Raw genomic sequence first — 18,737 nt, forward strand, 5'->3', positions numbered from 1 at the left:
AATCTCCTAGCCGGTTCTTTTTCTCAACTCCTGCAACTGCTCTTCTAACTTTCTTTTTTCAGCACTATCTATAACAGGCTTCTGCTGGTCAATTTCGGCTTCTAATCGATGAACCTTGAAATTGCCGGTTGCATGTAAATCTTCTCCTTTCAGAATATCACTGGATGCCTGAACAGTGGATTGTTTTTTATCAATTTCTCCAGCAGATTCGTTGATTTTATGCTCATTTTCAGATCTTTGTTCCGCTACACGACGCTGTAAGTCATTTTGCGGACCAAAACCCTGCCCTGACTGTTGATGCAGTCTTGTCTGGTTTTCTTTGAAAGTATCCTGCATAGCGTTATCAGGTACCCGTTGCCCTTCTACATTCACGACTGAACGACCATGCGTCATTTCATTACCCTGGCTCGCTGCTACAGCCTGCTCTCGAATGGTTCCGGTCTGGTTTAATTCCTGATGAATTTCACCAGTAGAGCCAACCCGTTGCCGCTCAGTGGAATGTCGACCGGTATCATGTTCGCTGGCTGACATTGAGATGCCACTTTGTTCGCTTCTCTGCCCTCCTGCTCTGACAAGATCGCCTGTGTGCATGTCAGTGTTTTGTTCATGCCTTCCATAGTCAGAAGGGTTTACGTTATGTCCTCCAACAGAAAAGTGACTTTCAGTTTGTCTATGCGCTTGCAAAGACGATCCATCATTACCCAACGCAGAACTGGCTGTTCTCACCGATATATTTTCACTTCCTGCTGATACCTGGTCACCGGGCTTGCTTCCGTACTCCGTGACCTCTGATATTCCAGCTGCATGATGAGTACCTGCTCCAGTCGGGCTGGAAGAGCTGTTATCTGAATAGCTGTAATTCACCCTGCTGTCATTACCTGTAGTACCAGAAGTCTGTGTTTGATGATTACTGCTGGCAGGCTGGACAATGTGCTCTCCGCTGAATGCTGCATGTTCACTACCGCTGGCCAGGTCAGAACGTCCTTGCTGGTAGTCGCCCATAATTTCAGGCTTGAGACGTTCATTCACGAACTCCATCGCGGCCTCACGCGCCGACGGGGCGCTTGTCAGCATGGACTGAGCCTTGTCACCATATTTATTCGCCGCCCAGTCCACAAACTCCTGCGTATAGTTCGTGTCGAGGCTTGCACTCTGGTTCTGTGCAACCGTTGCCATACGGCTGAACTCATTACTCTGCGTAGAACTGGTGGTGTACTGATGGTACTGGCTTTCAGCATCATTAAGTGTTGCGGCCAGCTGCTGTACATTGCTGCTTGCCGCATTCTCAGTATGATTCGCCCCATCGGTGACACGGCTGGTTTTGACCATATCCATCCCCTGACGGAAATCATTAACAGCCTGGCTGTTCTGGTCATGCCGCATATCCTGAGTATGAGATCCTGAATCCTGAACGCCCCGAGAACTTCCCGTCGAATGCCGCAAATCGCTTGAAACACTTCCTTCAGCACCAACTTTTACTACACCTAAATTGAGGCCTGCTCCAGCTGTAGCTTTAACACCTGCCGATACAGAACCCTGATTACTGATATCCATCAGTTTGTTATAGGCTTCCTGCGTGGAGATATTGTTTGCTTTCGCATAGCTTTCTGCTGCCGACAACATCATGCTGGCACCGCGCGTCGCATTCGTTGCCTGGCTGTTTTCGCTGCCCTGAGTCAGGCTGTCACTACTACCGGTCTGATGAGAAAGCTGGGAAAGCTGCGACCAGCCACTGGTCACGCTGTGGTTGTAGCCATCGAGCGCCGTCTGTGCCTGAACCTGCGACTGGCGGGCTGATTCCTGAAACCCACTGCTGGCCAGCTGGCTGAGCCTCATGTTCACTGGCAGGTTCGACATCGCACCGGAGCCGTCGATAACCGTATGGCCACCGGCAGTCTGGGTTTGCGTTGAACCGTTGTCAGCCTGCCACGTCTGCTGGCCCTGACGCTGCACCAGGTTCGTGTCCATCTTGTTCTGGCTGACGTTGTCCATCGACATGTTGTTAAACGACCAGTTGCCGTCTGCCGTGGTCGCCGCCACACCTGCGGACGTGAATGCCCCCGAACTGAGCACACTGCCTGCCACCTGAGAGCCGATTGCCGCCGCCCCTTTGGTCAGATAGAACGACAATACCGGAATGGACAGCGACAGATAACCCGCCAGGTTGGCCACGTCCGAGTGCTGCAGCGCAACAATATCCTTGTTGGCCAGCACCAGGGGCGTCCCCCCGGACTGGCTCTGCAGCCAGTAGTTGGCGGCATAGTTCAGGATGGCGAACATCACTGGCCACATCTGGAAGTAAATAAAGCCACAGACGTAAATCTTCAGCGTGTTCAGCCCGAAAATGGAGTGGTTGGACGCTGCCAGCGCAATCATCAGCGGGAACAGACACACCAGGATGAGCATCAGCAGGGACTGCGCAAACGGCAGTGTGCGGGTGGCAAGTTCGTTACCCGCAGCCCAGCTGAGGCGCTGTTTGGTTGCCGCGTTCTCGGTGGCCAGATTCAGCAGGTTGGCGGTATCAGATGAACGCGCCGCAAAGCCCTTAATCCCCTGTCGCACGGCACTGTTCGTGATGTTGTTCTTCATGATCTGCGCGGCCGTCATACCGCCAGAGTAGAAGTACCCGTAACTTTCCCCCATTGCGTTTGACAGCAGTGCTGCGCCGTTCAGCTTGTTTCCAAAGACCTTACGCGTCAGCCAGGTAAAAGTTGCACTGCCCGGATTCACGTCGGTATTAACCAGCGTCTTTATCTCCGTGGCGGCCTGCTGACAGGTCAGGAACTGCCGCGAGGTGGACGTCATTTTAAAGATCCCCCGCAACGGACTCGTGTTGCTCGTTATCAGCGTCAGCGGGTCGGTGGAGTTCAGCAGCTGGTTAATCGTGTATTTGCCGTTCAGCAGAATGTCGCCTATCACACAGTTTTCCACATAATCCGGCAGCATCTGTGCCAGCTCAGGGTTTTGCGTGGTGAAGTCACTCGTTTCCGCCACAATCCGGGAGCCGAACAGCATCCCTGTCTTGCTGTAGGTGATTGAGTCAGGTCTGGCCATCAGCATGTCGTACACCGACGACATCTTGTAACCGATACTGGTGGTCAGTGACGCGATGGCCGCCAGTCCCACCGGCACGTTATCGGTTTTCCATACCGCAGCCGGATCTGAGAGGTCAATAACCTGCACAGAGCGTTTCGGTACCAGCAGAATAGAGGTCAGGATCATAAAGACTGCCAGCCACTGGACGAACACCATCGGGTTACGTTGTTTAATGAAGGTGAACAGTACGGCCAGCACCCCGAAGGTGCTGGCAATACGCATCAGGGTGTGGAAGGTATTCTGGCCGACGAGGGTGACAACGGCGTCGAGCGCCGTTTTCCACATCCCCCCGCCATAAATGGTGTATATCTCAAGCATCAGCGATCACCCCAGTGATAGTTGCTCTGATAGGAGCCTGAAACGATGGTAGATACCTGCTGCTGCAGGTACTGCATGTTGCGGTCGATACCGTCCAGCGCATTCTGATCTGCAGCTGACTGCAGCTTCATGTCAGCCAGCAGTCCCTGCGCGTGAATGACGTTGTCACGCAGCTTCGCGGCGGCTTCTTCGGGGAAGTTCTTGCCGGCAAGCGACAGACTGGCCTGTTTCACCAGTTCCTGGAGGTACTGGATCATCAGGTCCTGCGCGATGAAGTCAGATACCTGGAGCAGATATGTTGCACTCATGCCCATACTCTGGGCGTTGGTCAGATATTTCAGCACCGGTACGGACGTGGTGTTAACAAACCCTTTTTCCTGATCGGTCAGCGGCTTGTCATCAACCAGCTTGTTCTGCATGGAGATCATCAGGTTTTTAACCAGCGTGACCAGGGCATTGGATTCAGAAACGGTCAGGTCTTTTACGGTCGGCCCCAGGCACAACGTTGCCTCATCACATCCGTAGACCTTCGCGGTCCCCCCGCGCATCAGAACCTTAATCAGGTCGCGGTTATCGACCAGCGGCGTCAGGATGGTGACATCCCCGCTTTTATTGAAGATGATTGAGCCGACTGTACTCATGACCAGCTCCTTCAGCGCCCGATCGTTAGCGAGAAGTCCGTTCTTACTGAGCGTGTCCCAGATAAGGTTTTTGTTTTTCAGGACCTGGTCTTTTTCACCATCACCCGCTTTGGCCGTGACCTTGTCGCCCTGCCCTCCGACGGTGCAACCCTGACGGGATGCCGCCCAGTCAGCAAACATGTTGGTTTCGCCGGCAATGTCCTGGCAGATTTTCTGCTGGGAAACCTGCGTCACTGGCCACAGCCCGCCGATAATGCCCTGCGCGGCCTGGCACGAACTCATGTTCATGGAGTTAACATCGCTGGCCAGCTTCTGCAGGAAGTCTTTCGCCTGCTTCAGCTCCGGCACCATTGTCTGCAGTGCCAGGTCGAAGGCATAGCCTGCGGCATTGCTCATGATTTGCTTCACGAATCGCTGAATTTCCTCACCGCTGATCATACTGAACGACCCGAGATAGGCGTCGATACCGCCGCAGCCGGCGTTCAGGGAAGGCAGTTGCATCGAGATCAGCTGGACGTTTTTGACGGGGTTGCGGAGGTAAACAGAGCCGCCGGAGAAGTACCCGGCCGCCTGTCCCTGCCAGGCCTGAGCCTGAGAGACGTTACCGCTGTAGCCCAGCTTGCCAAAGAAGCCGTTCAGGTCGCCGTTAACGTCAGCCTGTGCCGGCAGCGCGGCCAGGCCCGCGAAAAACACGGCACCCGCCGTTATCAGGGCCTTAATCATGTGTCACCTCCGCGCTGTCGGCTACAGGTCCCGGGCCATCAGTACGGGTCAGTCGCTGGTGCAGTTGGGTTGCCAGACTAAAGCACAGACCCAGCAGAAGATTCAGGGCAAACAGTGCAAACAGGCCTCCCGCAATAGCCCAAAGGAGATACTGCGGATAATGGATAAGGGCTGAGAGGACAAACTGTTCGGGACGATTAAGATCCATTGCGGTACGCAGCGTATTGCCTGCCCACCACACATAAATTCTTTCGACCACGAATGAAAAAATAATGCCGTAAAGCAATTTAAGGTTTAATGAATCAATCCATTCCCGGGTCTTTGTTTCTTCCACAATGCACTTCAGCTCGTTTCGGATATACGTCCTGAATCTGGCGAATGTCATGCGATATCCTCACAGGGTTGACGGCTCAGGGTCTGACGCAAGACGTACAGCCCGGTGGTGGTTGAAAAAAAACCGATACTCAGCGAGATAAGCAGAAGCACCGGAAAGTCCTGCAGACAGGTGGTCAGTTCAGGACGGTCCATGACGCTGACCACCCGATGGGCCAGCACGCCATAGAAGGCTGCGGACACAAGCAGCGTCACACTGAATAACAGCCATACGCGCTCGGTACGCGATAACGCATACGAATTTGTCGTCATTTTGTAGTCCGTTTGTATTACTGAGGGGTGACCTGCGCGCTTGCCGGCAGGGGTGGCAGCGTTCTGGGATCGACGTTATCCATGTCAGCCTGGATGAGGCTGGCCATCCGGCTTTCCAGCGCGGGAATGTCCATTACGCCCTGGGTGAGCGGGTAGGCCTTGAGGGTGTTAACGTTGACCATAAAGGCCGTTGGGGTCGCAATGGGCAGGCCGTTACCAAAGAAGGTGACAATCTCATCCGCGATGGGGGACTTCAGGTCGGTCTTACGCGGGATCATCGGGGTCGGGTAAGAGACATCGCCACCACCGTCGAGTGTGTACGGGTATACCCTGATCGCATGTTCATCGGCCCAGCCTTTCAGCAGCGGGTCAAACTTAGCGCTGTACTGGCAGTGCGCCTGCATAAAGAGCACCACGGCATACTCTTTCATATTCGCCCGACGTCCGTCCGGCAGCAGCATCAGACTGCCGGGAGCCGGGACCGCAGGTGTGGACGTGGTGATGGTCGCAGCGTCAGCAGTTGAAGTCGTTTTTGTCGCCTCAAGTGCCATTAACTCCTCACGCGCACCGGCGTTCGCCAGCAAAGGCAGGGATAACAGGAGTGCTGTGAGACCGGTTTTAATGTTCATGATCGGCCTCATTATGCTTCTGCGTTCTGTCCTGGCGCAGCCAGCGGCATAAGGCAAAAATCACCATGCCCCCCGCGCCAACCCACATGCCATTGCACAGCCACAGTAGCCCCTGCTGAGTGTGCTCCACTGACAGGGTCATCAGCTCGCTCAGTACGCGCGCCATCGTGCCCCAGAAAATCAGTCCTGCGAGAATGGATGGTTTCATTCGTCTTTCTCCTTGTTCTGCCGTACTAAAATCGAATGCGTGTCTGGTGAAATGCGTTTTGGGGCGGCCAGGGATCGGCGACGGGATACAAACCACACTCCAAAGCCCAACATCACCACCATCATCCAGACGTTGCGTAAGGTTGCATCAACCGAACGCGCCCATGAATCGATGTCCACGGGGCCTCTCTGACACAAGACTTCAGGTGGTTTTTTCTCTAAAGCAGAAGGCTCAGGCTTTAACGTTTCTCCGGGTTTCGGTGGCGAGAAGCTTCCTGCCATCACCTTTTCATTAACACACCCCATCACCTTGCCGGCAGGTGCGCCGTCAGTCAGGTCATGAAAGGTCGTCAGGAATTGCCGGGACAGTGAACCCTCTGACGCCGCCAGCATCACAAACACATACAGCACCAGGGCCGGGCCGAGGACGAAGGAATACAGGGCAACCCGCCCTGCATCACGGATGAGGGTGAAAAGCGTTTTTAGCATATGACTCTCTCAGGAATTGGGTTTAAAACCGGTGGCCACGTTCAGGAATCGTTTTGACAGGTCATCCTGGGTCATGAAGCCGTAGGACAGGGCGCGGTAGTTCTGGTTGCGCGGGTCAACCAGGAAGAGCGCCGGAAAGTGCATGATGTTCATCGACCGGGACTGCCCCGTATCCGGACGGCTTTGCGGCAGGGTGGCCGCCACCTGGCCGTCGACTGAGACCGGGATAAGCGATATCCCGTTGGTTTTCGCAAAGTCCGCCACCACCCCGGCCATCTGCACATCAATCGGGTCACTGCCCCGGTAGAAGTAGAACAGACCGTACTGCTGGGACAGTTGTTCAACAGCATTCTGTTGCGTCTGCTGATCACGCGTCTGTGTAAACGGCGCCATGCTGTTGTAGTGCGGGTATTCCAGGTTGTAATCGAGATCAGGATGACTCAGCTGTGCCGCCGCAAAGGACTGACTGAACATTGATGCCCGGTCCGTCCAGAACTTCTGCCAGCGCAGGAACGTCGCCGTGTTTTCCCGCGAGGGGTACAGGATGGCGCGGTTAAGCGCCTCCTGTGTGTACCCTTTCAGTACGCGGGCCTGCTCCACAGGAGACATTTTGCTGAGATCCGGGATCGCCTTTTGCGCAGGCTGCGGCGGTTTCGCTGGCTGTTCAGGCGGCTTCTTCGGTTCGTTGTACCAGGACCAGCCGGTGAACGGCTCCGCTGGCGTCACAATTTCCTCGGACTGCGCCGTATGGCTCGCCAGCACCATAAGCAGGCCACAGAGGACACGCTTCATTTGCCACCTCCCTGCTGGTTCACCTGGGCGGCGATCCGCTCCTTAATCTGCTGAACCTGCGCGCTGGTATCCGGGATTTTCTGGTTCTTCATCAAATCCTCGTAGAAGTCTGAGAAGTTGATTTTGTCGAAGTCGATATTCTGCAGTTCCGGGACCGTGATGCCCCGACAGTCCGGACTGTCGCCGCTGCCGAACTTTACACCCAGCTGGTCGCGACGCCCCTGCTCCTGAATAATGCGGGCAAGCTTGCCGTCAAACACACAGTACACCTGGCTTTTCTGGATACAGGCCCCGAGCACCTTACGGTCGCAACGTTCGCCCACGCTGACAGTGATTTTCTTCGCCTTCGCTTTTCCTATGGCCTTCTCTTCATCATCACATGCCGCCAGTCCGGCACTTTGCCCCCAGCCGGAGTCTTTGCAGCAGTTAGAGAAACCAGCAAAGGCTTTACGGCACCGCATGGCTTTACCGGTGAACGCTTTTACCTCAATCGTGCTGCTTGCGTCTTTGGCGTCTTCAGCTGCCGAGGCCAGACCGGCCAGTTTGGCCACAGCCGTATCAAAACCGCTGCTTCCGGCACCATTCGTGTCATCACACTCGCCTGATTTGCAGATATAGTCTCCTCCGCAGACCAGGCCTCCCGACTGATGCGTGGTCTGACACTGGTAGGTGTAGCTCATGTGGGTACAGTGTCCGTCAGTCGATTCGGTACAGGTTGTACCTGCTGCGGTGCAGGAAGGGTTCGTCATCAGCGTTCCGCAGGTTCCCTTCGAGTCTGACGGCACAACATAGTTATCGGTGTACTCCCAGCAGTCGCTGTAGACGTCATAGCTCTGGCCATTATTGATAATGGTCTTGTTTCCTCCCGGAGAGGTGCAGGTTGACGTTGTTTTTTGCGCCTTCGCCATATCCAGACCGCAGGATGAGGACCAGGTCACTTCGGGGGTAAAGGTGGTTTCGACCGCGTTCATAACGAGAAGCAGTCTGAAGCCTGAAGCACCGGACTGAAAATCCGCTATCTGTTCCCGGATATGCTTTTCGCAACGGTCCTTGTTCCCGCTGGTACACCCTGTACTGGTATAGGTACCCGCGGGTAAGGAGCCACCTTTTGACAGCGGCGTACCTGGCGCACCCGGCATTTCCCAGTCAAAATTCTTCCCCACCATCGTCTGACTGACGCCCCACCAGGAGATTTTCCCGGCATTCAATTCCCGGTCTGCCCAGTAAAAATGTGCGCTGATCACCGGCCCTGATGCAGGTGCATTAAAACTAAAGTTAAATGATGTACCGTTAATACTGAACACGACATCCGCAGCGGTCAGGGTGAAGGTTTTCTGAACCGTGGTGGTTGATGACCGTCCGCCAGGGGTTGCGGTCCGGGTGCAGGCCTCAACGGAGGCCACATCTTTGTCGCAGCTGTAATTTTCAAAGGTGGTTTTCGATACCGTCACCTCCTTACACTGGTTCGCGGTTCCGTTAAGCACACCGTCTGCACCGGCTTCCGCATTTTTCCCGATCGTGATGAAAGGTGCCTGCGGGTCGATGGCGGGAACCGGATTCGTTTTGCCGGAGTTGATAACTGACTGCGCTGCGTCATTACCCTGCAGTGCGGCCTGCCCTTTGTTGGCCAGCCCACCGTCTCCACCATCCACACCGCCGTAATACCCTTTCTCCGGTGGGTTAGCGGTATAGCCTGGTATTGCCCCTGTGACGGTACCAGGATTTTTCAGGGCCCCCGTACCGGCGGAGGCATTGCCCTTGCCAAAGCTCGCTCCCGCCTCAAACGCAGGATCGGCTGCCCCCGCCAGGAGCGGGAAAAGCATCAGCATCGCTGAAAGTCGTTTTTTCATTTCGCAGCCTCCAGAAGATGGCGCGCCGTCGCTGCACAATCACCGCTTTCAGCGACTTTCTCCAGCGCCTGCTGCAGGGGCAGACTTCCCCGGATAACGTCATGATGACCCGGACAGATGACCACCAGTGCCGGCACTGTCGTGATGTTGTACTGAGTGAACAACGTCGGATCGATTTGCACGCCGGCGTCCTTGTCCTCCTTACTCAGCTCAAACATGGCCGCCGCAGTCTGTCGCATATCGTTATTGACCAGGCCCCGCAGCGTGGGCGGAATGTTGTAACGACGGGCGTCCTTCAGCATGGGCAGAAGACCTTCACGCGGAATACCGAGGCTCACAAAGTAAATAGCCGGGAACGTGTCTTTTTCCCCCATAGAGGTGGTTTGCGCAGCGATATTGCCCTGCAGGCGGTGAATCAGGTCCTGCTGCGGCTGCGGCAACACGGACACACCCGCAGGGTGACTCTGCAGGTCTTCCTTCATGTTTGCCAGCGCGTCCTGCTGGCCTTTGATCCAGTTATGGTCGGAGACGGAGATATCTGTCTGGGCGCTCGCCAGAGCCAGCGGCGCGAAACCCACCATGACGCTGACCATCAGCGCCCGGAGATAAGCGTTTTTCATTGTCATGTCCTTAGAGGAAGACGCAGTTACGTTTGCGCCAGAAGAGGTAGCCGAAGTTCTTTTTGGAGGACGGGGAATTATGCGTTGTGCCCCAGAGCTGCGTGCTGGCCCCGAAGGGATGGCAGTTGCCCGGTTCGGGGTACATGTTCACCATCTGATACCGCCATCGCTCTTTCGGGATGATCGGGGATGGGTACTGGTTACATACGGCAACATCCGCGCCCACGGAGTTCCAGACCAGCCCCTCCCGATGCATTTTGAAGGCCATTCGCTCTCCGACCAGCAGAGAGGCCTCAAGCGGGGAAAACTCCCCGCTGGTATAGCCGGTTAGCGGGTAGATGGAGCCCTGGCTGCCCGCACACCAGAACAGTGGCGACAGCGGAAGACCCGCTGATGAAGCAGCTGCGTCAGCAGCACAGGCACCCTGAGCAATCAGGTTGCCGAACAGTGCTGCCTCGGGGTTAATCAGCATCGAGAGCGTACTGTCATTCCAGAGTGGATCAACTTCAGAGAGATACGCGATATCCATGTCGCCGGTCTGCAGACACCCCAGACTGGTGATGATGTTCAGCCAGAAAATCAGCGGGTATTTATACCAGTGAACATGGTAGAACGTGCCGGCAGCGGGTCGGTCACTCTGCCCTGCGGTTCCCGTTCCCGTTCGTCCGAGATCGATTTTAAAGCCTCCCATGTTGACCATCACGCCAGGCTCACGTGTTACATCCACCATCGCCATTGGCTCCCAGAACCCGATGGCCAGACCGATGCGATAAAACACACCGTATGGGCAAATCTGGATCGGCGAAGCCGGGTTGTTGGTATCCTTTTGCGGGCCGGCCGCCAGCTGAATATTGCCGAGCGTCATCGGGAACAGGCACTTCCAGCAGACATCACTTATCGGATTAACCCAGCGGCCGTCACCGGCGTTACTGGCTGCGGCCGTTGCCTGCAAAGGTAAAGAGGACAGCAGAAGCAGCACCATGCCGGAAAACCATGACACATGCTTCATTTCACCTCCCGCAGCCAGACACAGACCGGACCATCTTCAGTGTCATGAATGGAGCCGATAAACCAGCCCTCTCCGGCGGGGGCTGACGGCTGCCAGTCACTGATGTCCGACGCACCGTTTTCCCAGGCGGTAATCACCTGGGGAGGAGCATCGTTTTCCATCCAGCGGGTGGCGCAGGTGAGTTTATGCAGGCGCATCCAGTCGCCAAACTCTGTCTGCGTGGCTTCATCACTGGCAGGTGTAAAGTAGTGTGGGTGCGTCCAGAAGCCGTTGCGGTCACGGGTAACCGTCACCGGCCTGATTTTTTCAGGGTGAGTCATGGGGGTATCTCCGGGCATGCCGCAGCCACCGGACGGCGGGAGGGCTTAAATAAGGATCAGTGGTTTTTGCCTTTACCGGCGGCTTTCATGATGATGGCCAGTCGTTGTTCCTGGCTCATTTCGTACAGGGCAAGAATGGCACCGCGCAGAACATGCGAGGGCTTGTACAGCGGGTTGTCGTTGAGGATCTCATCCAGCTGTCGGGCCGAACCCTCATCGTGACGTACTGAGGTGACATTCCGGCCCTTTTCAGTAACAGGGTCTTTTTTCATGGCGTTACCTGGTCGGGATTAAACGTAAACCGGGGTGGCATTCAGGCTGAGGCGGAGCGCAACGCAGTGAGCACCGAACATCCTGAATGGCAGCGCGGTTGAATCAATGGCCTTTTTGCGGTCTGGTGATGTACCAGCCAGCGCACTCACTGCCACGTATAAGCACACTGAGCCACGTGCCGGCATACCCGTCGTTCACCGCTATATCTTCGCTGTCTTTCATCGTCTGCTCAGAGACTCTCGGTGTGGTATAACGCAGACGCGCCCGAAAAATCCTGCGACTGAGAGCCAGTCGGTCTGCTGTCGGTATCGTTACGCGCTGTGATTCATCATGCGTCAGTGCATAACCTGCCTCGGTCAGACCTTGCTCCAGCTCTGCGAGCAGCATCTGGTAATAGTCTCTGTTGGCAAAGCCATGTACCGCATCGGCATGTCGGGCACTGCCAAACTGTGCCTGCGGAACGGGTATTCCCGGTCTGCTCTCCCACGCCCGGCGTTCACGGCGTGCATCTGCAAGATGCTGAACAACAAGCCAGCCCGCGAGTAGTGTTACCACGACCAGAATACCGGTCATGCCCTCAGTATCGCGCAAACAGGTGAGCATCCCCTGCAAGCCCTGAGGTCCGGTGAAGCAGCTGATTAACGCCATGCGTTCATCTCCTCCATTCTGTTGCGGATAAGCCTGACGAGGTACAGGGGAAACGCCTCATCCCGTTCTTCCGGCGCTATCGGCTGACGCTGGTTCTCCGCGCACCACTGACGCCACGCACCGGTGACCAGCATCGGATGCCAGGATGCGATTTCAGGGTACAGCTGGCAGAGTTGTTTCACTTTTTCATCACAGCCTCTGGTTTCAGCATTGCACTTCAGTGACATTCGGCGTTCTCCTGCTCCTCGCCCGCGAACAACCTGTCGAGGCGCTCAGAAAGTGACATCGTCTGGCCTTTTTTACGTTTCGCGCTGTCCTCGGCCCGCATGTTCTCCAGTAAGAGGTGAATGATGCAGTCCGGAAAACGCTCATCACGTTTCGACGGCTCCCGGCTGTCCTGCTGGTTCTGAACACACCAGTGGAGCCAGGCTTTGGTCACCAGTACCGGATGCCAGGAATCCAGCTCCGGATACAGCGTCTTTAGCCGCTCTGCCGTACCCATGCGGGATGTAACGGCTGATGCTTTGCGGGGTTGTTTAGCGTAGCGGCGATGCGTTGTGACGGCCTCGTGCATGTGCGGAAACAGATCACCTAACGTGGTTGCGCTCATTTTTTTGCTCCTGATACCGGAATTTCTTCCACCTTCATCACGCGGCCATCGCGTGAGATGCGCGCGGGGATATGTTCAAAACCAAACTTACGGGTCAGTACGCCAGACTGATCGAAGAAGATGCGTTCGTTCAGTGCATCGCTGGTTTCCTTAATGTTGCCTTTCACCAGGATGACCTTCACGTTTGTCTGGCCTGCGATCTGCTGACGGATCCAGTTCATCTGCTCTTTATCATCACCGTCGATGAAATAAAGCACCTGGCTGAAGGGCACCCTATCCAGGGGGTTGACCGTGTCGCCCTTACGGGCGATCACGTTGCCCTGCATGTCAGTGATCGTTTCCTTCACGGTGAAGGTCGGGTCCCACGCAAAACTGCGGTATTCCTTCGCTTTTGTGAGGCCCTCCACCGGCATCGGGCGTACCGCATGCTCCTTCACCCTGTCCGTTGCTTCCCTGCGCAGCCGGTCCAGTTCGCCCGTCTGCTCCATCCCCTTCAGGCGGTTCTGGATAAAGGCCAGCATATCCTGCTCGGCCGGTTCGAAGACGTTTCCCCAGGTCCCCAGGTCTTTCGCCCCGCTGCCGGCAGAGAGCATCAGGAGCATGGCCATCAGCTTCAGTCGTCTTTTCACTGGCCCCCCTGGGTACGCCGTGCAATGTCGGCACGGATCTCATTCGTGATATCCCGCTGCGGGTTTATTACCGCCGGTTTCACCAGAATGATGGCGTTGTGTGAGGCCTGCCACGCATCCAGGCTGCCGCTCAACGCCGCGTTGAACTGCAGGGTCATCGCTTTTGCGCTGCCTTCATCGAGATGCAGCTGGGCGGACTGCTGCTTGAAGAGATCTATCGTGCCCTTCATGTCGAAGACCACCACCTCAGGTGTGACGACTTTCGCCGTTACGTACGCGACGCCTGTCATGACCAGAAGTCCCGCCAGCCCCAGCATCCCGACCTTAACCCATCGGGATGTCTTGCTTACGATTGTTACACCGTCGCGGACGGTATCGCCGTCATATGGCTTGTCCTGTTGTTCACTCATGCTGCGTTCACCCATTCTTCAAGTTCACGAAGTTCACTGCCGTATTTCTTCTCCGCCAGCAGATACGCCGCTTCTTCCGCAGCCGCTCCGGCTTTCTGAGCGTTCTGCATGAAGGCAAAGTCCTCACCACGGGAGCTGAACATGGCGCGCGTGACGGGGTCGACAAACAGGCGGTGGAAGGAGCTGTATTCCCCGGCGCTTATCAGCAGGGAGCTGTAGCCGGTCTGCAGGGCGGGCTGGAAGCCGCGGATAACTTCTTTTTCCATGTCCGAGAACTGATCCGGGTTATCGGCAAGGTACTGTTTAAACGCCTTCGCATCCTGCAGCAGGGTGATTTTGGTGGAGCTGTTGTTCCAGGCCGCTTCGGCTTCCTTACTGGCGCTGAAGTCCTTGATGCCCTGTGTGATGGTGATAAACGCGCCACGGTGTCGACGCACCGTACGGTAGCCTGTTTCGATAAACCGGGCCGCATGTGGGTTTGAACCACCCAGCAGACGCCAGGCCTCGTCGATGATGCAGACTTTTTTGAGATCGCGCGGGCTGTGGTACATCTTTTCCTGAATTGCCAGGATGAGCGAGAACAGGATGGACGAGAGCAGCTTCGGCTTGTCCTCCAGGCTCAGCAGCTCCAGCACCGCGAAGCGGGTTTCACCGTCGAGCGTCGGGGTGTCGGCGTTGAAGTATTCGCCGTCCGGCCCCCAGGTGCAGTAGGTATCGAGCAGCATGGCCAGCTCAGCGAGACGCGCGATGATGGTCGGCTTGTCTGCGAACGCCTGATTCACATCCTCATTAGTCAGGTAATTATGAACGTCGTCGATACGGGCTTTGTTGCCTTTCTTCTCCCACGCATCCATTACCGCTTTCTGCAGGATCGCTTCACAGACACCGTCCAGCGGCTGTGTCGGGCTGGCCAGCACCGTCAGCAGACGCACAATCCCTTCCGCAGAGTGATTGATGTCTTTGACGTTAGCGAACGGGTTAAATCTAAGCTTCGCACCGTCAAGGTAGACCCCGCCGGCCTGATGGCAGTAGTTCTTATATCCATCCCCCATGTCGATGACCCAGCCAAAACCTCCAGCATTCAGCACATCACGCAGAATCCCCTGAATAAGGAATGTCTTCCCTGCCCCTGAGGTACCGGTTACCGCAATGTTAAAGTTGGTACTGCCGTTCTCTTCGCCAAACATGTCGAAGAACGCCACCTGGTTGCGATAGGTCGGCAGCGGCATCCCCACGTTGGACAGCTGGCGCTCGGCCACAACCGGCATCAGGCTTACTGCATTCCATGACTTGGCGCGCAGGGTAGCCCCTGTCATCTTCAGGTCTTCCCACATTCCTTCCTGCATGACGAACGGGAACCCGGCCAGCCAGTTACGCATCTGCTGGTACTGTATCGTGACCATCTCCAGCTCGTTCTTACGGAACACGTTCACGGCGGCCAGCTCGCAGGCCTGCGCGTCGGTGTTGTTGTCCGGCGCGAACAGGGTCAGGTTAAAGTAGGTTCTGCAGTGTGCAATTTCATTGCTGTTCAGCTGTTCACGCGCCCGACGCCACTCTTCGGCTGCTTTTTTGGTGCCAGGAAAGAGTGCGGCGTAGGCTGAGTTGGCCTTTTTGGACAGGTCCGTGTCTTTACGAAACGCCTCACTCTGGCTTTTGGTCTGTTCTTCCAGCTCAGTGGTCCAGGTCAGCATAAACGGACAGGGAATGCCGAGGTCAGGGAAGCGCAGATTTTGCAGATTATCTGCGCCCTGCCAGAGCGCAAACCGACGAGGGTTTTTGGCGAGCTGCATATTGATGATGCGGCATGCCGATGCCGGCAGGCGCGTCCCGCGCGCGTCGATAGTCTCCGGCAGCACCATCCGGATATGCGATGGATGAACCTTAAGGTCAATCCCCGGATCAACCACCTGGCGGTTGAGCCTCTCGTCCTCGCTGTAATCTCCGGAAGACATCAGCACCTGTTCCTGGCGGTAGTTCATGACTTCACGTACCGCAGACAGGAAGGCGTGAACATCAATGTTCATGCTGTCGATACGTGCGGCCCCCAGTGAGACGCGGATGGTGTTGCGTATCTGAATCAGCTCGTCAATGACCCGCTGCATCTGGGAAGAACGTTTTACCTCTTTGCCGTACACAAAAAAGATACGGTAGTTACGCAGGTAGAGCGGATATTCACGTTCGTTGGCCAGACCGTGGAGCGCGGAGCGCTGCCAGAAAGCGCGGGTGATTTTATTGAGGTGCTCAGCCATCCCGCCTTTCCACATATCATTACTCACGCCGCGATCGATACGCTCTCCGACACATTTGCTTGCGACCAGAATAACGGTGACGGGCGTCTGGCGTGGCAGCTTCTTGCGGAGCATGTCATCGAGCGCGGCCATCACCTGCTCGTTCGCGCCGGGAAGCGGGGCCGCTTCCATAATGAAACCTGCGGAGCCGGCATTGACGAAAATCTCATTCGTATCGTCGTAATACCGGTACGGCAGCGCGGCGACCAGAGAGGGATAGTCCCAGGTCTGAGAGAGGTTGTTGCGGGCCGTGGCGGCTCCGTCTTCCTGCTTCCCGTTTTTCAGCATATCCATCAGGCTGTCGACAAAACTCATTTTCGACCCTCCGCTGCGGCCCGGATTAATTCCAGGCGACGCAGCTTCTCTTCGTTCATTTGCCCGGCGTGCAGCGCGTCACCGGCAGTTTTCATCTGCCAGTCACAGCTCACGCTCAGAACGGCCAGCGTTTCATCGTCGGTATCGACTGACTGTGTGGCGGTGATTTGTATCGTTCCTTTCCGTGAGTGGGCTAACGGATCGAGACCACCGTTACTGTTGATGTAGAGGCTGTTCATTCACCCCCCTCCCCGATAACGCGGTAGCTCTCATCCCAGTGGGATTTGTTTTTCACGAACTCGACCACAGCCGGCTGATGGAAGTTGTCGTCCGTGTCCACCCAGGGGGCAATCCACAGGCGCTGCGTGGCATCAGGAATACGCTGAACCGGAACGCGGCCCGCCGTGTTAACCGGTACAGGTGCCACATGACTGGTCGTGGTCAGCGGCGTGACCAGTGAGCCGGACGCTTTCACCGGCGCAGTGTTCAGCGGCTTAGCGGCGGCAGTTCCGGTTGCTGCGACGGAGACAGGACGGAACGGATTCACGACCGGTGCCGAATTGCGCAGTGCCGGCAGGGTTTCACCCGCAGGCTTTTTTGCGGTTTTATCTGCCGTCAGGTCATCCAGACTTTTACCCTGAGCGGCCAGCTTGTTGGCTTCACCGGTGGTCAGGCACTGGTCGGTCGCGGTCTTGTTGCAGTCGAAATCAGAATTGAGACCGGCGCAGCCGGTCAGTGCGCTGCACAGCAGTGCAGCACCCAGTAGTTTTTTCATGGGGTAACTCCGGTTGGAATTTGAGGGTTATATGTACAAGGGGGGAACGATTTGTGGCTTACACGAAAATTTCTCGCATGACATTGAGCATTACCTGCAGACCGAAGCTGCACAGTACGCAGGTAAAAAACCAGTCCATCGACAGAAAATGCAGGTTCATTTGAATGAAACCCTAGACGATGATTGAAACAGACGCGCTGAGCCAGGGCGCGAGAGCCCCTGCAAACATCATCCATGCTTTATCAGTATCGCCATAAGCTGCAGCACTGGACGCGATGATGGCCACGCTTATGAGCAGAAAGATTCGCCATGTGGAAAAGTCCTCGTCGCCGAGTCCCTTCAGGTTCAGAATCGCCCATACCGTCATTTCAGTCGCATAAATAAGCACTAAAAAGACGACGTGGCGGTAGTCATACAGGATCTTGAGTAATGAAGAATTTGTCCTGATTGAAGGCATAAACACTCCAGTGAAAAGAATTCCAGGATTGTGATGATGAGGTGATATAAACCGGTGAGAGTAATCAGCAATCCGAGTGCCGCTTTGCTGTTCACTCGCTCCCGGACTCTTTCTCACGGTCTGGACTGTTGTTGAGAAATTTCAGGTCAGGTTTCTTTTCTGGCCAGGTGCTCATCGCTTCCAGCTGATACCAGTTTCTGACGTTGCTGGCCGTCAGCCCCTCTGTTTCAGCCTGACGCTTCAGGTGCTCCCAGGCAGGAAGGTTCAGGGGTTCATAAGCAGACAGCATCCTGTCGAATACCTCCTCCCAGCTTTCGTTGTAGCGGGGGACAATTCGCCTGCATATCCATTGAGTCAGAAATAGCCAGACAATCAGGATACCCAGCGCCCACAGTGGAGGGCAGTACGAAAGAACCGGTCCCCCTGCACAGAGAAAGATGACAAACCCCAAAAACATGTACTTGCTTCCTGCAGGGGTTGGCCGGCCGGTCTCCCAGTCAGCAATATGCATCCGCATTTTCCTGAGCAGGTCGTTGTTACGTTTTTCTTCACGCATTCCGGCTACCTTATTTAGCGGTTCTCTCTTCTGGCCAGACAGACATCGCTTCTTCCTGAAACCAGCTTCTGACTGCAGTCAGCGTAAGTCCCTCTCTCTCAACCTGCAGTTTCAGTTTTCCCCAGGCCGCCTGATTAACCGGTTTGTAGGATGACAGCGTATCGTCAAACACGGCCTCCCACGATTCTGTCTTGCGTGGTATGAGCTTTCTGAGCAGCAGGTTGCTCAGGACGAACCAGACTGCCAGAAATATCCATCCCCATACTGGCCAGTAATGCAGGAAGAGACCGCTTCCTGTGAGAATCATGAATACCCATGCAGTTACGAAAAACCGCTGCACCGGCGTTGATCGACCGGCGCTCCAGTCATCGAGGTCCTCCCGGATTTGTGTCAGCGCGTTGTCTTTACGCTTTGCTTCACGGATAAAGGATTTCATC

24 protein-coding genes are annotated in these 18,737 nt (G+C 55.7%); all 24 read right to left on the reverse strand.

Features of this window, described 5'->3' with window-relative positions:
* Positions 1–6: 6 nt before the first annotated feature.
* Complete coding sequence (gene traG / locus ACHH0Z_RS22450; protein ID WP_045409431.1) at positions 7–3,414, reverse strand: conjugal transfer mating-pair stabilization protein TraG; 3,408 nt, start codon at positions 3,412–3,414, stop codon at positions 7–9.
* Positions 3,414–4,778: a conjugal transfer pilus assembly protein TraH gene (traH, locus tag ACHH0Z_RS22455; protein WP_045409428.1), complete on the reverse strand. Its 1,365-nt coding sequence runs from the start codon at positions 4,776–4,778 to the stop codon at positions 3,414–3,416. Before traH ends, traG begins: the two co-directional genes overlap by 1 nt.
* Positions 4,771–5,112 carry a hypothetical protein gene (locus tag ACHH0Z_RS22460; RefSeq protein WP_230682132.1) on the reverse strand — a complete coding sequence of 114 codons (342 nt, stop codon included), beginning with the start codon at positions 5,110–5,112 and terminating at the stop codon, positions 4,771–4,773. The genes traH and ACHH0Z_RS22460 overlap by 8 nt, the downstream gene beginning before the upstream one ends.
* 47 nt (positions 5,113–5,159) lie before the next feature.
* Complete coding sequence (locus ACHH0Z_RS22465) at positions 5,160–5,423, reverse strand: hypothetical protein (protein WP_045409422.1); 264 nt, start codon at positions 5,421–5,423, stop codon at positions 5,160–5,162.
* A 17-nt stretch (positions 5,424–5,440) separates the two neighbouring features.
* Entirely contained in the window at positions 5,441–6,052 is a 612-nt protein-coding gene (gene trbB, locus ACHH0Z_RS22470; protein WP_045409419.1) for an F-type conjugal transfer protein TrbB, read from the reverse strand.
* Positions 6,042–6,260, reverse strand: coding sequence for a hypothetical protein (locus tag ACHH0Z_RS22475; protein WP_045409416.1), 219 nt, complete (start codon positions 6,258–6,260; stop codon positions 6,042–6,044). Before ACHH0Z_RS22475 ends, trbB begins: the two co-directional genes overlap by 11 nt.
* Positions 6,257–6,748 (reverse strand): hypothetical protein, encoded by a 492-nt coding sequence (locus tag ACHH0Z_RS22480; protein ID WP_045409413.1) that lies wholly within the window; start codon positions 6,746–6,748, stop codon positions 6,257–6,259. Before ACHH0Z_RS22480 ends, ACHH0Z_RS22475 begins: the two co-directional genes overlap by 4 nt.
* A 9-nt stretch (positions 6,749–6,757) precedes the next feature.
* Positions 6,758–7,540 carry a type-F conjugative transfer system pilin assembly protein TraF gene (traF, locus tag ACHH0Z_RS22485; RefSeq protein WP_045409411.1) on the reverse strand — a complete coding sequence of 261 codons (783 nt, stop codon included), beginning with the start codon at positions 7,538–7,540 and terminating at the stop codon, positions 6,758–6,760.
* Positions 7,537–9,390 (reverse strand): type-F conjugative transfer system mating-pair stabilization protein TraN, encoded by a 1,854-nt coding sequence (gene traN, locus ACHH0Z_RS22490; RefSeq protein WP_045409409.1) that lies wholly within the window; start codon positions 9,388–9,390, stop codon positions 7,537–7,539. The genes traF and traN overlap by 4 nt, the downstream gene beginning before the upstream one ends.
* A complete protein-coding gene (gene trbC / locus ACHH0Z_RS22495; RefSeq protein WP_045409407.1) occupies positions 9,387–10,010 on the reverse strand; it encodes a type-F conjugative transfer system pilin assembly protein TrbC in 624 nt (207 codons plus the stop codon). The genes traN and trbC overlap by 4 nt, the downstream gene beginning before the upstream one ends.
* 10 nt (positions 10,011–10,020) lie before the next feature.
* Positions 10,021–11,019, reverse strand: a complete 999-nt coding sequence (traU, locus tag ACHH0Z_RS22500; RefSeq protein WP_045409403.1) for a conjugal transfer pilus assembly protein TraU — start codon at positions 11,017–11,019, stop codon at positions 10,021–10,023.
* The gene (locus ACHH0Z_RS22505) at positions 11,016–11,339 is read right to left on the reverse strand and encodes a hypothetical protein (protein WP_045409400.1); all 324 of its coding nucleotides are present in this window, start codon (positions 11,337–11,339) and stop codon (positions 11,016–11,018) included. The genes traU and ACHH0Z_RS22505 overlap by 4 nt, the downstream gene beginning before the upstream one ends.
* A 56-nt stretch (positions 11,340–11,395) precedes the next feature.
* A complete protein-coding gene (locus ACHH0Z_RS22510) occupies positions 11,396–11,611 on the reverse strand; it encodes a hypothetical protein (protein ID WP_045409397.1) in 216 nt (71 codons plus the stop codon).
* A 103-nt stretch (positions 11,612–11,714) separates the two neighbouring features.
* On the reverse strand, positions 11,715–12,260 hold the full coding sequence (locus ACHH0Z_RS22515) for a hypothetical protein (RefSeq protein WP_074147105.1): 546 nt from the start codon (positions 12,258–12,260) through the stop codon (positions 11,715–11,717).
* Positions 12,251–12,487 carry a hypothetical protein gene (locus tag ACHH0Z_RS22520; RefSeq protein WP_045409394.1) on the reverse strand — a complete coding sequence of 79 codons (237 nt, stop codon included), beginning with the start codon at positions 12,485–12,487 and terminating at the stop codon, positions 12,251–12,253. The genes ACHH0Z_RS22515 and ACHH0Z_RS22520 overlap by 10 nt, the downstream gene beginning before the upstream one ends.
* On the reverse strand, positions 12,478–12,870 hold the full coding sequence (locus ACHH0Z_RS22525) for a hypothetical protein (RefSeq protein ID WP_395149566.1): 393 nt from the start codon (positions 12,868–12,870) through the stop codon (positions 12,478–12,480). Before ACHH0Z_RS22525 ends, ACHH0Z_RS22520 begins: the two co-directional genes overlap by 10 nt.
* Positions 12,867–13,499 carry a type-F conjugative transfer system protein TraW gene (gene traW / locus ACHH0Z_RS22530; protein ID WP_045409388.1) on the reverse strand — a complete coding sequence of 211 codons (633 nt, stop codon included), beginning with the start codon at positions 13,497–13,499 and terminating at the stop codon, positions 12,867–12,869. Before traW ends, ACHH0Z_RS22525 begins: the two co-directional genes overlap by 4 nt.
* Positions 13,496–13,909 (reverse strand): type-F conjugative transfer system protein TrbI, encoded by a 414-nt coding sequence (trbI, locus tag ACHH0Z_RS22535; protein WP_045409385.1) that lies wholly within the window; start codon positions 13,907–13,909, stop codon positions 13,496–13,498. The genes traW and trbI overlap by 4 nt, the downstream gene beginning before the upstream one ends.
* Complete coding sequence (gene traC / locus ACHH0Z_RS22540; protein ID WP_045409383.1) at positions 13,906–16,512, reverse strand: type IV secretion system protein TraC; 2,607 nt, start codon at positions 16,510–16,512, stop codon at positions 13,906–13,908. The genes trbI and traC overlap by 4 nt, the downstream gene beginning before the upstream one ends.
* The gene (locus ACHH0Z_RS22545) at positions 16,509–16,751 is read right to left on the reverse strand and encodes a hypothetical protein (protein ID WP_045409380.1); all 243 of its coding nucleotides are present in this window, start codon (positions 16,749–16,751) and stop codon (positions 16,509–16,511) included. The genes traC and ACHH0Z_RS22545 overlap by 4 nt, the downstream gene beginning before the upstream one ends.
* The gene (gene traV, locus ACHH0Z_RS22550) at positions 16,748–17,287 is read right to left on the reverse strand and encodes a type IV conjugative transfer system lipoprotein TraV (protein ID WP_045409379.1); all 540 of its coding nucleotides are present in this window, start codon (positions 17,285–17,287) and stop codon (positions 16,748–16,750) included. The genes ACHH0Z_RS22545 and traV overlap by 4 nt, the downstream gene beginning before the upstream one ends.
* A gap of 172 nt (positions 17,288–17,459) precedes the next feature.
* Entirely contained in the window at positions 17,460–17,744 is a 285-nt protein-coding gene (locus tag ACHH0Z_RS22555) for a hypothetical protein (protein ID WP_045409378.1), read from the reverse strand.
* A 91-nt stretch (positions 17,745–17,835) separates the two neighbouring features.
* A complete protein-coding gene (locus tag ACHH0Z_RS22560) occupies positions 17,836–18,300 on the reverse strand; it encodes a hypothetical protein (protein WP_045409376.1) in 465 nt (154 codons plus the stop codon).
* A gap of 10 nt (positions 18,301–18,310) precedes the next feature.
* Positions 18,311–18,736: a hypothetical protein gene (locus ACHH0Z_RS22565; RefSeq protein ID WP_045409374.1), complete on the reverse strand. Its 426-nt coding sequence runs from the start codon at positions 18,734–18,736 to the stop codon at positions 18,311–18,313.
* Position 18,737 lies beyond the last annotated feature (1 nt).

This window comes from Enterobacter cloacae complex sp. 2024EL-00227, from assembly GCF_043945315.1.
Lineage (GTDB): Bacteria > Pseudomonadota > Gammaproteobacteria > Enterobacterales > Enterobacteriaceae > Enterobacter > Enterobacter roggenkampii.

Bases quoted from the DNA above. Each gene is read 5' to 3' on its own strand.
- traC (WP_045409383.1), bottom strand. From the start codon at position 16,512: ATGAGTTTTGTCGACAGCCTGATGGATATGCTGAAAAACGGGAAGCAG.
- ACHH0Z_RS22515 (WP_074147105.1), bottom strand. From the start codon at position 12,260: ATGGCGTTAATCAGCTGCTTCACCGGACCTCAGGGCTTGCAGGGGATG.
- trbB (WP_045409419.1), bottom strand. From the start codon at position 6,052: ATGAACATTAAAACCGGTCTCACAGCACTCCTGTTATCCCTGCCTTTG.
- ACHH0Z_RS22505 (WP_045409400.1), bottom strand. From the start codon at position 11,339: ATGACTCACCCTGAAAAAATCAGGCCGGTGACGGTTACCCGTGACCGC.
- ACHH0Z_RS22510 (WP_045409397.1), bottom strand. From the start codon at position 11,611: ATGAAAAAAGACCCTGTTACTGAAAAGGGCCGGAATGTCACCTCAGTA.
- ACHH0Z_RS22520 (WP_045409394.1), bottom strand. From the start codon at position 12,487: ATGTCACTGAAGTGCAATGCTGAAACCAGAGGCTGTGATGAAAAAGTG.
- ACHH0Z_RS22565 (WP_045409374.1), bottom strand. From the start codon at position 18,736: ATGAAATCCTTTATCCGTGAAGCAAAGCGTAAAGACAACGCGCTGACA.
- trbC (WP_045409407.1), bottom strand. From the start codon at position 10,010: ATGAAAAACGCTTATCTCCGGGCGCTGATGGTCAGCGTCATGGTGGGT.
- traH (WP_045409428.1), bottom strand. From the start codon at position 4,778: ATGATTAAGGCCCTGATAACGGCGGGTGCCGTGTTTTTCGCGGGCCTG.
- ACHH0Z_RS22560 (WP_045409376.1), bottom strand. From the start codon at position 18,300: ATGCGTGAAGAAAAACGTAACAACGACCTGCTCAGGAAAATGCGGATG.
- ACHH0Z_RS22480 (WP_045409413.1), bottom strand. From the start codon at position 6,748: ATGCTAAAAACGCTTTTCACCCTCATCCGTGATGCAGGGCGGGTTGCC.
- traU (WP_045409403.1), bottom strand. From the start codon at position 11,019: ATGAAGCATGTGTCATGGTTTTCCGGCATGGTGCTGCTTCTGCTGTCC.
- traG (WP_045409431.1), bottom strand. From the start codon at position 3,414: ATGCTTGAGATATACACCATTTATGGCGGGGGGATGTGGAAAACGGCG.
- trbI (WP_045409385.1), bottom strand. From the start codon at position 13,909: ATGAGTGAACAACAGGACAAGCCATATGACGGCGATACCGTCCGCGAC.
- ACHH0Z_RS22555 (WP_045409378.1), bottom strand. From the start codon at position 17,744: ATGCCTTCAATCAGGACAAATTCTTCATTACTCAAGATCCTGTATGAC.
- ACHH0Z_RS22475 (WP_045409416.1), bottom strand. From the start codon at position 6,260: ATGAAACCATCCATTCTCGCAGGACTGATTTTCTGGGGCACGATGGCG.
- ACHH0Z_RS22545 (WP_045409380.1), bottom strand. From the start codon at position 16,751: ATGAACAGCCTCTACATCAACAGTAACGGTGGTCTCGATCCGTTAGCC.
- ACHH0Z_RS22465 (WP_045409422.1), bottom strand. From the start codon at position 5,423: ATGACGACAAATTCGTATGCGTTATCGCGTACCGAGCGCGTATGGCTG.
- traV (WP_045409379.1), bottom strand. From the start codon at position 17,287: ATGAAAAAACTACTGGGTGCTGCACTGCTGTGCAGCGCACTGACCGGC.
- traF (WP_045409411.1), bottom strand. From the start codon at position 7,540: ATGAAGCGTGTCCTCTGTGGCCTGCTTATGGTGCTGGCGAGCCATACG.
- ACHH0Z_RS22525 (WP_395149566.1), bottom strand. From the start codon at position 12,870: ATGAGCGCAACCACGTTAGGTGATCTGTTTCCGCACATGCACGAGGCC.
- traN (WP_045409409.1), bottom strand. From the start codon at position 9,390: ATGAAAAAACGACTTTCAGCGATGCTGATGCTTTTCCCGCTCCTGGCG.